A 14,682-nucleotide genomic window follows, 5' to 3' on the forward strand; every position below is an offset into this window, starting at 1 on the left:
CTCGGTGGGAAGCTCACGTGCAGTAAACCGCACTTTTTTTCTTTTTTTATCCCTTCTCTAAATTTTTTCTAAAACGATTTTCTTCCGAACTCCCTTTTGGTATGGTTTAACTACAAGAGTGTATGATATACAAAATAAAAAAGCGGAGGCTTTAGGATGTTGGATTGTGCAATTATCGGAGGAGGGCCTGCGGGACTTACCGCAGGGCTATATACCACGCGAGGTGGGTTGGACAATGTCACAATGTTTGAAAAAGGGCTTCCCGGCGGCCAGATAACAATGAGCTCAGAGATTGAAAATTATCCGGGGGCAACCGCGCATAATTTAAGCGGAATGGATTTTATGTCTCCATGGCAGGAACAATGTCAACGTTTCGGACTTAAGCATGAAATGTCCGAAGTAACCCGAGTTGAACGCCGTGAAGACGGTATTTTTCTAATCCAAAAATCGGACGGAACGAGTAATGAAGCCAAAAGTGTGATTGTCTGTACCGGTTCGGCTCCGAAACGTGCCGGATTTATCGGTGAAGATACGTTTTTCGGTCGCGGTGTAAGTACATGTGCAACGTGTGACGGATTTTTTTATAAAGGGAAAGAAGTCGCCGTTATCGGTGGCGGTGATACGGCACTCGAAGAGGCCCTTTATTTGGCAAAGATTTGTTCTCGTGTCTATCTTATCCATCGACGTGATAGTTTTCGTTCAGCTCCCAATACAATTGCGAGAGTCAAAAATACGGCAAATATCGAACTAGTTTTAAACGCTATCCCCGAAGAGGTATTTGGGGGTGCAATGGGAGTTGATGGACTTCGTGTAAAACTCGAAGACGGCTCACTGCGTCAAATCGATGTTCCGGGAGTATTCGTATTTGTCGGTAATAATGTAAACAATCAAGTTTTAATTCAAGAAGACGGGACATTTTTATGCGAAATGACTCCATGGGGTGAAGTAAAAGTAGATTTGAGTATGAAAACTTCCGTAGCGGGGCTATATGCGGCCGGAGATATGCGTGAATCTGCTCCGAAACAAGTTGTTTGTGCAGCAGGTGACGGTGCCGTAGCAGCACTTCAAGCGATAGCGTATGTGGATGGACATCAATAGCTTTTAAACACTTTGACGCTAAAATACCTTTACATAATGTTTAAACAGGGATACTACAGATGATTAGAGCAGGTGTATTTGGCGCTGGCGGACGTGTCGGTAAGCTGTTGATCGAGGATTTGCACCATGAGAGTGAGATCTCTTTAGGTGCGGTCTACGTCCGTAATGAACTCAATTTTTCGATTGATCCTTCGGTATTGGTCACGAATGACATGGCGACGTTGCTTAAAGGCTCGGATGTTATTATCGATTTTTCATTGCCGGACGCAACACAGCTTTTATTAGAGAGAGCGATTGAGCATCCGAAACCTTTGGTAATAGGTACGACAGGGCTGGATACCCACCAGATGAATCTGCTAAAAACGGCAAGTGAATCGATGCCGATATTGTATGCGACCAATATGTCACTGGGTGTAGCGCTGCTTACTCAGTTGGTTCATATGGCGTCTAAAACACTTGATGGATTTGATATTGAGATTGTTGAACAACATCATCGTCACAAAAAAGATGCTCCGAGCGGTACGGCTTTGACACTGGCGCATTCTGCGGCGGCAGGACGAAACCTTGATCTGGATGCAGTCCGTGTTAGTGGTAGGAACGGTAATATCGGAGAACGAACCAAAGATGAGATTGCCGTGATGGCATTGCGCGGCGGAGATATTGTCGGACGTCATACCGTCGGATTTTACAATGAGGGTGAGTTCATTGAACTTCATCATACCGCAACCAGTCGCAATACGTTCTCAAAAGGTGCAATCCGTGCCGCAAAATGGCTGGCCGGAAAACCAAACGGTCTCTACAGTATTCAAGACTGTTTAGAATTAGTATAAGGAAAAAGAGTGCGTAGTTTAAATGAAAAATGTGCAGTAGTCGGTATTTTTGATCATCCTGAGGCATCAAAACTAGCCTACTTTTCTCTTCATGCGCTTCAACATCGGGGTCAAGAAGCAGCGGGAATCAGTACCGGTGATGGTGAAAAACTTTACACGATTAAAGATCGCGGACTTGTAACGCAAGTTTTTGATACTCAAAAGCTCACTACCCTTAAAGGGCACATGGCAATTGGGCATACCCGCTATTCAACAGCAGGTGATGATTCCATTCTCGATGCACAGCCGGTATTTGCCCGTTATGATTTGGGTGAGATGTCGATCGTCCACAACGGTAATCTTACGAATGCTAAAGAGGTACGTGATGCTCTAATTAAAAAAGGGGCGATTTTTCAAACTTATATGGATACCGAAAATTTAATCCATTTGATTGCGAAAAGTGATCAGCACCATTTGACCGATCGTATTATTGATGCCGTTAAGAAGATCGAGGGGGCTTACTCGCTTGTTTTCCTTAGCCGTACCAAAATGTTTGCAATGCGTGATCCGCACGGATTCCGTCCTCTAAGCCTCGGACGGGTAGGAGATGGGTATGTTGTGGCATCTGAAACCTGTGCGTTTGATCTGATCGGTGCAGAGTATATTCGGGACGTTGAACCGGGCGAACTCCTTATTTTTGAAAAAGGGAAAGCACCGAAGTCGATTAAAGTATATGAACCGACACCGAAACACTGTATTTTTGAATATGTTTATTTCGCCCGTCCCGATTCAAATGTTTATAATCAAAACGTCTATGAGATGCGTAAAGCGATGGGAAAAGCACTGGCGAAAGAGCAGCCGATTGAAGCGGATATGGTTGTTCCGGTTCCTGATGGCGGTGTTCCTGCCGCTATCGGTTTTTCACAAGAGAGCGGTATCCCTTTTGAAATGGCGATTATGCGTAACCATTATATCGGTCGTACTTTTATTGAGCCGACACAAGAGATGCGGGATTTAAAAGTTAAAATGAAACTCTCTCCGATCAATGATCTTATTCGAGGTAAACGTCTCATTGTTATCGATGACTCGATTGTTCGCGGAACTACAAGCCGTCAAATCGTCCGTATGCTTAAAGCTGCAGGTGCTGCAGAGGTACATATGCGAATATCAAGTCCTCCGACGACCGATCCGTGTTATTATGGCGTCGATACCCCTGATAAAGAAAAACTGATTGCCGCGAATATGACCAATGCAGAAATTTGTGCTTTTATCGAAGCCGATTCATTAGGATATTTGAGTAACGAAGCACTGCTAAGCAGTGTGAACGGTAAAGAAGAGAATTACTGTACTGCCTGTTTTACCGGCAAATACATTATTTAAGAGACTCTAATGCGAGAGCAGATTTTTACGTTTGGGCAATATCTGCATCGCAAATTCGGGGTTAAAGTCTCCAAAGTACCGGTCTCTATCTCCGGATTTACGTGTCCCAATATTGACGGCACGGTGGCGAAAGGTGGATGTACTTTTTGTGAAAATGACTCCTTTAGCCCCAGCCTTGATCGTGCCCGTGCGCTCAAAGGATTTTACCTCAATCTTGATTCAACCGACAATCCCCATTTAGAGCAACAGCTACAGCAACTGCAATGGCAGTTTGATCCCCTCTCCAAACGTTTACAGGAAGAGAACGGTGCTGAGAAGTTCATGGTCTATTTTCAAAGCTTTACCAATACCTATGCCCCGTTTGAAACACTGAAAGCTTTATATGAGAAAGCTTTATCCTTTGAGAATGTTATTGGTCTCAGTATCGGTACTCGTTCCGACAGTATCAGTGAGGAGACATTTAAATACCTCGCGGAACTTGCACAAAAAACAGAAATTTGGGTTGAATTCGGGATTCAATCGATTTATGATGAAACTTTAGTGCGTATTAATCGCGGGCATGACAGTGCCAATGTCAAAGAGACTATTTTAAAAGCTAAATCGTATGGGTTAAATGTATGCGGACATCTTATCTTCGGTCTTCCGGGAGAGACAAAAGAGATGATGCTTGAGACGGCGAAAGAGGCCTATGCATTAGGGATCGATTCGGTTAAATACCATCCTCTTTACGTAGTGAAACGGACCGCATTGGCAAATGAATTCGCTCGCGGTGAGTTTGAACCGATCAGTGAAGCACTGTATTTGGAAGTCTTGATGGAAGCCATCCGACTGAAGCCGTCTCACGTAAGTGTTCAGCGCATTAGTGCAGGGACTGATGATGAAAGCCTGATTGCCCCCTTGTGGTGCAAAGATAAAAACGGACAGCTTCGTTCGATTAATAAAATATTGAAATCAGTCGGATTAAAGTATTAACGCATTTTTCTTTAGTAGCTTGCTTTTGCGCTAACATCAAAAGACATCCGTTTAAAGTGAGGCGGATAATCCATCATGATTCGAAACGTTTTAGATTTCCCGGGACTTAAAGATTCAGCGATAGTATGTTCTTCGACAATATTTTGCTGCTTAAAATCGGGGTTATCCCCTTTGTATAACTCTGCAAATACACTCGGTTGAGAGAATAATGATGCCTTGTCGCCTCCCCCTCCTTGCGAATTACTCAATTGAATAACGGCTACAACATTGGCAACCGGAAATTTTCCGACATTACGAACTATCCCTTTGATCATCACTTGTTCCGATTGGTAAAAACGCTCTTGTTCCAAATTAGTGACCTCTACGAGATAAACACTTTCATTGATGAGTTTCCACATAAATGTGCCGATCAAGAGAAGAACAAGCGAGATAGTGATAAAAACAGAAGATTTTGAATTCGTGCGCATCGATACAAGTATTCCGATAACAAACAAAAGTCCTAAAACGATTAATAAAAGATAGTGCCAGGGTGTTAATGGGCTCATCGACATTCCCCCTTTATAGTGATATTGTAGTCTTTAGTATATCGGAACGGCTCAACGAAAAGTTTAAAGGGTACAGATTCCCCCGGAGCGATATTTTCCCTGAGTCTCAAAGAACTCTTTTTAAAAGGAAAAGAGGGATAAATTCGATCCAAATAGCGATTATGAGTGACTTTATGGACTCCGGCGTAGAGTGTGCACTCTTTAAAAGAACGCTTTGAGGTATTTTTAATCTCCCCTTTTAAAAGGAGTGCTTCGGTAAATTCGAGTGCTTTTAGCTCATAAAGGGTAACTTTGTTTTTGAAAAGGTAGTGGTGCAGGAAAATGTATCCGCCCACTGAGCCTGCCGTTAAAACACCAAAGGCTAAGAGGACTAAAAAAATAGCTAAGATCATTTTGTTTTTTAGTGCAATCGCCAAGATGAGCAGTAGAAGAAAGAGGATAAAAATCCCCCCGAACAGGAGGTAATCGTATACTATTAAATGGTTGATAAAATCGATAATTTTTGCTTTCATTATTCCCGCGAGTTTTTCTCCGCAATCCCGCTCATCCCAAATCTACGGGCAAGCTCTTGTTTAACGCGATCGGGAGAAATATTTTTGTGTCCCAGTGCAACCAGAACATGATAGACTAAATCGGCACATTCGTAAATAATTTCATCTTCATTGCCGTCTTTGATAGCAAAACTGAATTCCCCCGCCTCTTCAACCACTTTTTTGAGGATAGTATTATCCCCTTTACTCAAAAGTTTAGCGGTCCATGAAGTTTCCGGATCACTATTCTTTCGGCTAAGGATCGTATGATAGAGTTCATCAATGATTCCGTACGCGGCAGTTGTATCGATGGTAGGCTCACTAATGCTCTGACCAGACTCGATATCGGTAAAGAAACAAGACTTGCGCCCCGTATGGCAAGCAACCCCTTCTTGTTGTACGATCAGTAGGAGCGTGTCGTTATCGCAGTCGAGTAAAAACTGTTCGATATGTTGCAGATGACCGCTGCTTTCCCCTTTTTTCCAAAGACGTTTTTTAGAGCGCGAATAGTAGTGTGCAATACGGGTAGAGAGTGAAAGCTCCAAAGCTTCACGGTTCATATATGCCATCATAAGAACTTCCATTGTCCCTGATTCTTGAACAATAACGGGGAGGAGTTCAGATTTTTGCCAATCAATAAGATCGAGATTCATAGGTATACCTTTTAAGGGTTTCTTTTGTGCTCACGAATGAAGACGAAAGAAACTCTCCGAAGGGAGAGTTTTAATGGGTAGAGGAGACTTTTTGAGTGTCACCTGTTTTGGTATCGAGCCAAATATTCGGAGTAGAACCTCCGGGAGTGAGGAAGATTTTGGCATCTTTATTTTCTCTAAGTGCTTCGTTGAATTTACCTTGAACTTGGATTTGTTCCAATTTCAACAATCCCGGAGTAAGAGAGGCACCGATAAGATGATTGGCTTTGGCTTGGGCTTGAGCTTGAATGGTAATAGCGTTAGCGGTACCTTGTGCTTCAGTCTCTTTTTTAAAAGCCTCTTGTTTTGCACGTTCAACATCTTGTTGCGCACGTTCTACCTCTTGTTTGGCAACCTGAACTCGCTCGATTTGGTCTTTTACTTTTTGTGGAAGACCGATTTCACGGAGTTGAATCGATTCAAGTTGTGCCGGAGCATTCTTTTGACCTTCAACATTTTTGCGAATTCCTGCTTCGATTTGAGTCGCGATGGCATTACGCATGATCGGGAGGTTTTCGGCTTCATACTGACCGATTACATTTCGAACAACATCACGTGCAACAGGGTCGATGATTTTATCTTCCCAGCTAAAACCCCAGTTAGAGATCGTTTGCGCCGCTAATTGTGCATTGAGTCGGTACTGGACCGTAATATCGATCGAAACAGGAAGTCCCCGTTTATCCAAAACGGCAATTGCCGGCTTCAGGACGATTCCATCACCTGCAGTTGATGCACGGTCAATTTTATCGGCATAGTTGATGATACGTACTTTGGTATCGACGATGTATACTTTTTGGATAAACGGAACCAGAAAGTGGAGACCCGGCATTAATGCACGTTCCTCATATTTACCATTGGTTGAGAGGATACCGCGTTCCCCTTCGGTGATAATAATGAACGGTTTGGCTAAAATGAGAAGCAAAATAATTCCGCCGATGATCCATAACATTCCTGCTTTTTGGCCGCTCATATTAAAGTCCATTTTTGGCGGTTTAGGGGCATTAAATCCACCCCCTTTATTGGCTTCATTCTTTTTCTTATTGAAATAGTCGTTCATATCACTTGCCATGTAAAGTTTCCTTAGTTGATGTACGTTAGATAGTGATCGTAATCCGGATTACGTCCGCATACGATGTCAAAATAAGCCGCTTGGATTTTCTCCGTTAACGGTCCGCGTCCACCTGCACCGAGTACACGTGCGTCTACTTCGCGAATCGGAGTAATCTCTGCGGCCGTTCCTGTAAGAAATGCTTCATCCGCAACATAAATCTCTTCGCGAGTAATTTTTCTGCGCGTTACTTTAATACCCATATTTTCCGCCATCTCGATAACGGTTCTTTGGGTTATAGAAACCAGTGAATTGTCATTTGGAGGGGTAATAAGCTCACCGTCTTTGATGAGGAAAAACGATGCACCGCTCGCTTCGGCAACGTACCCTTCATCATCAAGGAGCAATGCCTCATCGTATCCCGCTTCAACCGCTTCAAATTTTGCCATTTGGCTGTTGAGGTAGTTTCCGACCGCTTTGGCTTTACCCATATTCGATTTGTTGTTCGGACGGCTGAATGATGAGATTTTCAAACGGATTCCACGCTTCATTCCCTCTTCACCGAGGTATGCGCCCCATTCCCATGCCGCAACCGATACTTCGACCGGAGCTTCTTTGTGATACACACCCATTACTCCGTAACCGAGGTAAACGATAGGACGGAGATAGACGTTCTCTCCGGTAAATTCGTTAGCACGTAAGAGCTCGATTTGTGCCGCATTGAGTTCTTCTACGGTATAGGGAACTTTAATAAGAGTCATTTTTGCCGATTCGATCAAACGTTTTGTATGGTCATTTAGGCGGAAAATTGCATACCCTTTAGGGGTTTTGTACGCTTTAGTCCCTTCGATAGCACCGTTACCGTAGTGCAGTGTGTGGGAAAGGACGTGAATTTTTGCTTCACTCCACGGGAGTAGTTTGCCGTTCATCCAAATGTATTTGGCTTCATTCATAGGGAAGTTCTCCAAAAGAAAAATTGGGAGATTTTAGCGTGAAAGGGGTTTGATGTTTATTAAGTTTATAACAATTCCCGCAACAGCGGGAAAAATTAATGTGAAGGGGTGTTAATCATCCAAATTGAGAAGATATCAATATACTCCCAAAACGATTGAATATATTCGGGATTAATCCCCTCATCTTCGAGTTTAGGGAGTAAGACGGCGTAAAATTCGAGCCATCGACGGCGTGCCCCCTCGTCGATACGAAACGGTGCGTGACGTCCTACCATGCGTGGTTCTCCACGAGTTTGGGCAAAATAATCAGGCCCGCCGCAAATTTGAATGAAAAAATCAGCGGCATGTTTTTTGGCCGCGGCAAAATCTTCTTCATCGTTGACCGGGAATAAAAAGGAGATATCACTGTTGCGGATCATCTCGTAATGATCATCTACTAATTTACGAAAACGCTCTTCGCCGACTTGGAAAAAGAATCCCGGGTGGGGTTTGGTAACGGGAGGGCGTACCCCTAAAACACCGTCAGTGATCGTTAAATTCATCGTGTATCCTCTGCGTATTTTTGAGACACATTCTAAAGAGAAGATGAAAAGAAACAGCTTAAAACATCCTCTTCCGCCACTTTTTAGGTGACGGTTTGTATAATCGAAACATAATTTCATGGCGGAGGAGATGGTATGGAAGCACACGTTTGGATGGGATCACAACGGATGGTTGCCAAAAACTATACTGAACGTCTCAGTCCGTATGACGGACGTGTCGTGTCGCGTGCTGCAGAGTGCAGTGGAGAGGATGCACGACAAGCTCTTTTAATGGCTCAAAATGCGGCAAAAAAAGGGCGTAAAATCCCGCTTCATCAACGATGCGCATGGATGCAGGATGTTGCTTCCAAACTGCGTGAACAGCGCGAAGCATTTGCACGTGTATTATGCGATGAGGTGGGTAAACCGATCACCTACGCGCGTATTGAAGTGGATCGGTGTATTGAGACGATTACCCTCTCCGCCGAGACGATGCGTACTATGCACGGCGAAACGATCAATACCGATGCAATGCCTAGCGGGAGAGCTTCACATGCGTATTGGCGTAGAGAACCGGTAGGCGTTGTGGTAGCGATTACTCCGTTTAATTTTCCTCTCAATCTTGTCGCCCATAAACTCGCCCCCGCATTGGTGGCGGGGAATGCGGTCGTCCTCAAACCGACCCCCGAAGCACCGCTTTGTGCTTACAAACTGGCACAGCTTTTTATCGAAAGCCCTTTTGCCACCCCCGATGCGCTGAGTGTCGTCTACGGTGATGCGGAGGTGGGAAGTACGTTAGTGGGCAGTGACATCCCCCGTGTCATCAGTTTTACAGGATCGGTCAGTGTTGGGAATATCATTACGAAAACTGCGGGGATCAAAAAAGTCTCTTTAGAACTCGGAGGAAATGCGGCAACGTATATCGATACGAGTGCCGATCTCGAATACGCCGCCTCACGATGTGCAATAGGGGCATTTGTGAATTCGGGGCAAGTTTGTATTTCCTTACAGCGTATATATGTTGATGCTTCTATATACGATGCGTTTGCTCTCAAAATGGCAGAGGCAACGACGAAACTTGTGATAGGTTCACCGTATAATGAGGATACATTTTTGGGACCGCTGATTAATGACGAAGCAGCCGAGCGGGCGATGAATTGGGTTGAAAATGCGATTCTAGAGGGGGCACGTCCCTTGACACCGCCGCACCGTGAAGGGCGAATTTTTTATCCGTGCGTCATGGCGGATGTGACCGAGTCGATGAAAATAGTGTGTGAGGAAGTTTTTGCTCCGATAGTGAGTTTGGTGCGGGTGAATGGAATCGATGATGCAATCCAGAGAATGAACAATTCACCGTACGGATTACAGTTTTCGGTTTTTACGAACAATCTCTCTCATGCGACGAAAGCGATTGATGAGCTCGATGCGGGCGGTGTCGTGATCAACGACATGCCGACGTTACGTTTTGATATTCAGCCCTACGGCGGTGTTAAACTGAGCGGTGTCGGGCGCGAAGGGCCTCGCTTTGCCATTGAAGAAATGACAGAGATAAAGTCCATAGTAATTTTATAAAAAGGTATTAAAAATGTTAGAAGTAGGAACCACGGCTCCCGATTTTTGTTTGAGTAACCAAGACGACGTAGAACTTTGTTCTCGCGATTTGCGCGGTAAATGGATCGTACTCTATTTTTATCCGAAAGATTCCACTCCCGGATGTACGACGGAAGCGTGTGAATTTACCGCTGCGATGGATGAGTACGATGATATGGGAGCGATCATTTTGGGCGTGAGTGCCGACAGTACCAAATCCCATCGTAACTTTATCGAGAAAAAATCACTCGGGATTACATTGCTCAGTGATCCAACCACTCAGATGATGCAGGATTACGGCGTATGGGCGATGAAAAAGAATTACGGTAAAGAGTATATGGGGATTGTTCGATCAACGTATATTATCGATCCAAAAGGGATCATCAAAGCGGCATGGACGAATGTGAAAGTGAAAGATCATGTAGTAAAAGTTAAAGAAGAGTTGGCGAAGTTACAAGGGTAAATACTAATCATCAATAACAAAATCCAGTTTGAATTAGGGAAGAACCAAGAGAGTATTAAGCACAGCTAAAATTAAGTGCCCTTTCAGTATAATTCGCCCGATTTTCTCTCCTCATTAATTATGACGTAAGAAAAAAATCGCAAGCGAATCGTGCTGTTCTCGTGCATCCGATGTCTCATCGGCTCTGTTTGCGCTCGCCCAAGTAAACGAATGAACACAAAAATATTTTAAACACAGGAGCCACTTATGGTAACTATGAAAGACCTTTTGGAATGCGGTGTACACTTTGGTCACCAAACACGTCGTTGGAATCCGAAAATGAAAAAATACATTTTCGGTGTTCGTAAAAACATTTACATCATCGATCTTCAAAAAACATTGCGTTATTTCCGCAATGCGTATCAACAAGTTGTTGATGCCGCAGCTGAAGGTAAAACAGTTCTTTTCGTAGGAACTAAAAAACAAGCGCGCGTTGCAATCCGTGATGCGGCTGAAAAATGCGGTATGCCATACGTTGACAACCGTTGGTTGGGTGGAATGTTGACAAACTTCCCGACTATCCAAAAATCAATCCGCAAACTTGATATCATCGAAGAGATGCAAGCAAACGGACAAATCAACCTTTTGACCAAAAAAGAAGCGTTGATGATGAATCGTCAAAAAGAAAAATTGATTGCATACCTCGGCGGTATTCGTCATATGAAAACATTGCCTGATTTGATGTTCGTTATCGATGCGGTAAAAGAACACATCGCGGTTCAAGAAGCACGTAACCTTGGAATCCAAGTTGTTGCTCCTCTTGATACTAACTGCGACCCTGACGTTATCGATATTCCAATCCCTGGAAATGACGATGCGATCCGTTCTATCCAACTCTTTTGTAAAGAAATGGCAGAAGCGATTAATGAAGGTAAAGCCCTTCGTAACGGTGGAAACGACGAAGCGGTAGCGGAAGAAGAAGTACCGGCAGTAGCAGAAGTTGCTGTAGAAGCGGCTTCAGAAGAAGTTGTAGCAGAGGAAGCGTAATCATGGCAGAAATTACAGCAGCGATGGTCAAAGACCTCCGCACGGCGACTGATGCGCCGATGATGGATTGTAAAAAAGCCCTCACTGAATGTGATGGCGACATGGAAAAAGCAAAAGAGTTTTTGCGTGACCGTGGTATGGCGCAAACCGCTAAAAAAGCGGATCGCGTAGCGGCTGAGGGTCTTTTGGGAATTAAAGTTTCCGATACATTCGCATCCGCTTCTCTCGTAGAAGTTAACTCTGAAACCGATTTCGTTGCGAAAAACGACGGTTTCATCAACCTCGTCGGAAACACGGCGGCACATGTATTTACGACAGGTGTTAGCAGTGTTGAAGAGTTGAACGAAACATCATACGAAACGGCTACTTTCTCTGAGTATTTTACGGCTCAAGTAGCGCGTATCGGTGAAAAAATCGTTGTACGTCGTTTTGCAACCCTCAATGCAGGTGCAAACGGATGCGTTAACGGTTACGTTCACTCAAACGGACGTGTTGGTGTTCTTGTTGCAGCAACTTGTTCGGATGCAAAAGTAGCCGAAGCGCTTGCTCCGATGCTTAAAAACGTTGCAATGCATGCTGCAGCAATGAAACCGACGACATTGACCTCTAAAGATTTCGATCCTGCATTCGTAGAAGCGGAAACTATCGGTCGTATCGAAGCGATCAAAACTGAGAACGAAGAGTTAGCGCGTTTGAAAAAACCACTTAAAAACGTTCCTCAGTACATCTCAGCATCACAATTGACTCCTGAAGTCATGGCTGCCGCTGAAGAAGCGATCAAAGCTAAATTGCTCGCAGACGGTAAACCGGAAAAAATCTGGGCAAATATCATCCCTGGTCAATTGGCTCGCTTCGTAGCGGACAACACGACTTTGGATAAAGAGCTTGCACTTTTGGATCAAAACTACGTTATGGATGATTCTATGACGGTTGCCGAAGCGATTACCAAAGAGGCTGCTAAACATGGCGGTACTGCTGAAATCGTCGAGTTCGTTAAATACGAAGTCGGAGAAGGTTTAGAGAAAAAAGTTGACAACTTCGCAGAAGAAGTCGCTGCTCAAATGGCGTAAGCCAAACCGCTTTCACTTTATTTCCCCATATGGGGAAATCTTCAGATTTTTACTCCCCTTAAACATTTTTTCCCTATAATCTCTTTATGACATTATTAAACGCCACTTCTTTATCTCATGCTTATGAATATCCCCTTTTCGAGGATATTTCACTCACCCTAAAAGCGGGAGAGTCCATTGCGATTGTCGGTGTGAGCGGTAGTGGAAAATCGACTTTGCTCCACATTCTCTCCTCCTTGCTTCGTCCTAATTTTGGTAAAGTTGAGCTATTTGGAAATGATATTTATACGCTGAATGATTCGGCTTTAGTGCAACTGCGCCGAGATGATTTAGGATTGATTTATCAAAGCCATTATCTTTTTAAAGGGTTTAGCGCATATGAAAATTTGGAAGTTGCTGCCATTTTGGCACGCCAAAGTATTGATGAGCATTTATTGCAGCGTCTCGGGATTGACAGCGTTATTCGGCAAAAAGTGACGGAACTTTCAGGTGGGCAACAGCAGAGGGTATCGATTGCCCGTGTCCTTTCTAAAAAGCCGCGTCTGATTTTTGCGGATGAACCTACCGGAAATCTCGATCATACGACGGCATTGGAAGTAATGGATATTTTTGAAGATTATTTGTCTCAAAATGGTGCCGGGATGGTGCTGGTTACTCATGATGAGTCGTTAGCCGCACGGTGCAATCATATTTACCGTATGCAAAACGGTAGTTTACAGCAGGGATAGAGGATGGAATGGGCAGAAATCTTTAGCGAAGGTCGAACCGTTGCTTTCTTTTTGCTCTTTACCCGTTTTACGGCATTATTTATGGCGGTGCCTATATTTTCCCATATGAATATTCCGATGTCGGTCAAAGCGGCCATGGCTTTTTTCTTTACCGTCTTTTTTTTCGGTGCGGTTCCGCCACTCAATATACCGACGGATGCTCTTAGTCTGACCGTAGCGATTTTAGGTGAAATGCTTTTTGGTCTTGCAGTGGGAATTGTATTGCAACTCGCCTATCACGTTATTACCTTTGCGGGGGGGCAAATATCGTTTATGATGGGTTTTTCTCTCGCTTCGGCGATTGATCCGCAATCGGGTGTATCGATGCCGATTATAAGTCAGTTTTTGGCGTTATTGGCACTTATGGTTTTGCTTGTGTTTGATTTACATCATTGGATCCTTTTATATGCCTCTGCTTCGATTGCCGCGGTTCCTTTAGGGGGATTTATGATGACACCTTCTTTGTTTCAATATATCATGCATGCTATGACCAATATGTTTGTGGTGGGATTTATGATTGCGTTTCCGATTACCGCACTTTCGATGTTGGCGGATCTTATCTTCGGGATGTTGATGAAGACTATGCCGCAGTTTAACCTTCTCGTTATCGGTATGCCGATTAAAATTGCCATATCCTTTGTGGTACTCATGGTAACACTCGGGGCAACGTTGTTAATTGTCACCTCACAAACTCAAGGTGCCTATAATTACCTCGAAAAATTATTCTAAATAACTGCGGCTATTTTTGAGGATAGGATTGAGTGCATTTTGAATAGCTTTAATTTTTTTAGGATTATCACTGCATTGAAATGTGAAATGATTTGAGCTGAACGTCTCCTCCTCTATCGCCTTATTCGTAGTGCATACCTCTCTTTGATCAAAGAGAATGACACTTTCGTTTAAAGGGATGGAGGAGGTATAAAGGGTAAAGCCTTTGTACTGAACCAGCGAATAAGAATCGCCGTGGAGTTTGTGCACGAATAATGTGACACGGCTTCCGCGTTTGATACCGGAGTGAATGCTCTTTGTAAGTTTAGAGTGGTGATAGGCAGAGGTAAGGATAAGAATGTCGGAGCTATTTTTAAAAGAGTGATTGAGATGGTGGATTAAACGGCTATGGTGATCGGGTAAAATAAAAAGAGTTTCTTGAGCATAAAGAGTCGCAAAAGAGAAAAGAAATAGAATAAGTTTTATCATTTAATTTTTTTTTAGTTACAA

General features: G+C 43.7%; 17 protein-coding genes. 10 read left to right on the top strand and 7 right to left on the bottom strand.

The window, feature by feature from the left end; translation table 11 throughout:
* Positions 1-156: 156 nt before the first annotated feature.
* Genes RMO68_RS03680 through RMO68_RS03695 form a run of 4 tightly spaced genes read left to right on the top strand, consistent with a single transcriptional unit; the run spans position 157 to position 4,259 of the window.
* Positions 157-1,098: an NAD(P)/FAD-dependent oxidoreductase gene (locus RMO68_RS03680; protein ID WP_310439357.1), complete on the top strand. Its 942-nt coding sequence runs from the start codon at positions 157-159 to the stop codon at positions 1,096-1,098.
* Positions 1,099-1,157: 59 nt separating this feature from the next.
* On the top strand, positions 1,158-1,928 hold the full coding sequence (gene dapB, locus RMO68_RS03685; protein WP_310439358.1) for a 4-hydroxy-tetrahydrodipicolinate reductase: 771 nt from the start codon (positions 1,158-1,160) through the stop codon (positions 1,926-1,928).
* 9 nt (positions 1,929-1,937) lie between these two features.
* Entirely contained in the window at positions 1,938-3,287 is a 1,350-nt protein-coding gene (gene purF, locus RMO68_RS03690; protein WP_310439359.1) for an amidophosphoribosyltransferase, read from the top strand.
* Positions 3,288-3,296: 9 nt separating this feature from the next.
* Positions 3,297-4,259 (top strand): TIGR01212 family radical SAM protein, encoded by a 963-nt coding sequence (locus RMO68_RS03695; protein WP_310439360.1) that lies wholly within the window; start codon positions 3,297-3,299, stop codon positions 4,257-4,259.
* Between the two features lie 11 nt (positions 4,260-4,270).
* On the opposite strand, the gene RMO68_RS03700 is transcribed toward RMO68_RS03695, so the two are convergent.
* The 6 genes from RMO68_RS03700 to RMO68_RS03725 all read right to left on the bottom strand — a co-directional run bounded on the left by RMO68_RS03700 (position 4,271) and on the right by RMO68_RS03725 (position 8,569).
* Entirely contained in the window at positions 4,271-4,804 is a 534-nt protein-coding gene (locus tag RMO68_RS03700) for a DUF2393 family protein (protein WP_310439361.1), read from the bottom strand.
* Complete coding sequence (locus RMO68_RS03705; protein ID WP_310439362.1) at positions 4,801-5,316, bottom strand: DUF2393 family protein; 516 nt, start codon at positions 5,314-5,316, stop codon at positions 4,801-4,803. The genes RMO68_RS03700 and RMO68_RS03705 overlap by 4 nt, the downstream gene beginning before the upstream one ends.
* A complete protein-coding gene (gene hisIE / locus RMO68_RS03710; RefSeq protein WP_310439363.1) occupies positions 5,316-5,987 on the bottom strand; it encodes a bifunctional phosphoribosyl-AMP cyclohydrolase/phosphoribosyl-ATP diphosphatase HisIE in 672 nt (223 codons plus the stop codon). The genes RMO68_RS03705 and hisIE overlap by 1 nt, the downstream gene beginning before the upstream one ends.
* 70 nt (positions 5,988-6,057) lie before the next feature.
* Positions 6,058-7,095 carry a prohibitin family protein gene (locus RMO68_RS03715; protein WP_310439364.1) on the bottom strand — a complete coding sequence of 346 codons (1,038 nt, stop codon included), beginning with the start codon at positions 7,093-7,095 and terminating at the stop codon, positions 6,058-6,060.
* 11 nt (positions 7,096-7,106) lie between these two features.
* On the bottom strand, positions 7,107-8,027 hold the full coding sequence (locus RMO68_RS03720) for a branched-chain amino acid transaminase (RefSeq protein ID WP_310439365.1): 921 nt from the start codon (positions 8,025-8,027) through the stop codon (positions 7,107-7,109).
* Positions 8,028-8,122: 95 nt separating this feature from the next.
* A complete protein-coding gene (locus RMO68_RS03725; RefSeq protein ID WP_310439366.1) occupies positions 8,123-8,569 on the bottom strand; it encodes a globin in 447 nt (148 codons plus the stop codon).
* A gap of 135 nt (positions 8,570-8,704) precedes the next feature.
* Between RMO68_RS03725 and RMO68_RS03730 the strand changes: the two genes are divergently transcribed.
* From RMO68_RS03730 to fliR, 6 genes are all read left to right on the top strand, one after another.
* A complete protein-coding gene (locus RMO68_RS03730) occupies positions 8,705-10,120 on the top strand; it encodes an aldehyde dehydrogenase family protein (RefSeq protein WP_310439367.1) in 1,416 nt (471 codons plus the stop codon).
* 13 nt (positions 10,121-10,133) lie between these two features.
* A complete protein-coding gene (gene bcp, locus RMO68_RS03735) occupies positions 10,134-10,601 on the top strand; it encodes a thioredoxin-dependent thiol peroxidase (protein ID WP_310439368.1) in 468 nt (155 codons plus the stop codon).
* Positions 10,602-10,847: 246 nt separating this feature from the next.
* A complete protein-coding gene (gene rpsB, locus RMO68_RS03740; protein WP_310439369.1) occupies positions 10,848-11,627 on the top strand; it encodes a 30S ribosomal protein S2 in 780 nt (259 codons plus the stop codon).
* 2 nt (positions 11,628-11,629) lie between these two features.
* On the top strand, positions 11,630-12,697 hold the full coding sequence (gene tsf, locus RMO68_RS03745) for a translation elongation factor Ts (protein ID WP_310439370.1): 1,068 nt from the start codon (positions 11,630-11,632) through the stop codon (positions 12,695-12,697).
* Between the two features lie 86 nt (positions 12,698-12,783).
* Positions 12,784-13,425: an ABC transporter ATP-binding protein gene (locus RMO68_RS03750; RefSeq protein WP_310439371.1), complete on the top strand. Its 642-nt coding sequence runs from the start codon at positions 12,784-12,786 to the stop codon at positions 13,423-13,425.
* A gap of 3 nt (positions 13,426-13,428) precedes the next feature.
* On the top strand, positions 13,429-14,193 hold the full coding sequence (gene fliR / locus RMO68_RS03755) for a flagellar biosynthetic protein FliR (protein ID WP_310439372.1): 765 nt from the start codon (positions 13,429-13,431) through the stop codon (positions 14,191-14,193).
* Here the strand turns inward: fliR and RMO68_RS03760 are convergent.
* The gene (locus RMO68_RS03760) at positions 14,185-14,661 is read right to left on the bottom strand and encodes a hypothetical protein (RefSeq protein ID WP_310439373.1); all 477 of its coding nucleotides are present in this window, start codon (positions 14,659-14,661) and stop codon (positions 14,185-14,187) included. The genes fliR and RMO68_RS03760 overlap by 9 nt on opposite strands.
* Positions 14,662-14,682 lie beyond the last annotated feature (21 nt).

The sequence above is a fragment of the Sulfuricurvum sp. genome, assembly GCF_031427015.1.
GTDB lineage: Bacteria > Campylobacterota > Campylobacteria > Campylobacterales > Sulfurimonadaceae > Sulfuricurvum.

Excerpts from the sequence above, each read along its gene's own strand:
- RMO68_RS03680 (WP_310439357.1), top strand. The coding sequence starts at position 157 with ATGTTGGATTGTGCAATTATCGGAGGAGGGCCTGCGGGACTTACCGCA.
- dapB (WP_310439358.1), top strand. The coding sequence starts at position 1,158 with ATGATTAGAGCAGGTGTATTTGGCGCTGGCGGACGTGTCGGTAAGCTG.
- RMO68_RS03695 (WP_310439360.1), top strand. The coding sequence starts at position 3,297 with ATGCGAGAGCAGATTTTTACGTTTGGGCAATATCTGCATCGCAAATTC.
- RMO68_RS03700 (WP_310439361.1), bottom strand. The coding sequence starts at position 4,804 with ATGAGCCCATTAACACCCTGGCACTATCTTTTATTAATCGTTTTAGGA.
- RMO68_RS03705 (WP_310439362.1), bottom strand. The coding sequence starts at position 5,316 with ATGAAAGCAAAAATTATCGATTTTATCAACCATTTAATAGTATACGAT.
- hisIE (WP_310439363.1), bottom strand. The coding sequence starts at position 5,987 with ATGAATCTCGATCTTATTGATTGGCAAAAATCTGAACTCCTCCCCGTT.
- RMO68_RS03715 (WP_310439364.1), bottom strand. The coding sequence starts at position 7,095 with ATGGCAAGTGATATGAACGACTATTTCAATAAGAAAAAGAATGAAGCC.
- RMO68_RS03720 (WP_310439365.1), bottom strand. The coding sequence starts at position 8,027 with ATGAATGAAGCCAAATACATTTGGATGAACGGCAAACTACTCCCGTGG.
- RMO68_RS03725 (WP_310439366.1), bottom strand. The coding sequence starts at position 8,569 with ATGAATTTAACGATCACTGACGGTGTTTTAGGGGTACGCCCTCCCGTT.
- RMO68_RS03730 (WP_310439367.1), top strand. The coding sequence starts at position 8,705 with ATGGAAGCACACGTTTGGATGGGATCACAACGGATGGTTGCCAAAAAC.
- bcp (WP_310439368.1), top strand. The coding sequence starts at position 10,134 with ATGTTAGAAGTAGGAACCACGGCTCCCGATTTTTGTTTGAGTAACCAA.
- rpsB (WP_310439369.1), top strand. The coding sequence starts at position 10,848 with ATGGTAACTATGAAAGACCTTTTGGAATGCGGTGTACACTTTGGTCAC.
- tsf (WP_310439370.1), top strand. The coding sequence starts at position 11,630 with ATGGCAGAAATTACAGCAGCGATGGTCAAAGACCTCCGCACGGCGACT.
- RMO68_RS03750 (WP_310439371.1), top strand. The coding sequence starts at position 12,784 with ATGACATTATTAAACGCCACTTCTTTATCTCATGCTTATGAATATCCC.
- fliR (WP_310439372.1), top strand. The coding sequence starts at position 13,429 with ATGGAATGGGCAGAAATCTTTAGCGAAGGTCGAACCGTTGCTTTCTTT.
- RMO68_RS03760 (WP_310439373.1), bottom strand. The coding sequence starts at position 14,661 with ATGATAAAACTTATTCTATTTCTTTTCTCTTTTGCGACTCTTTATGCT.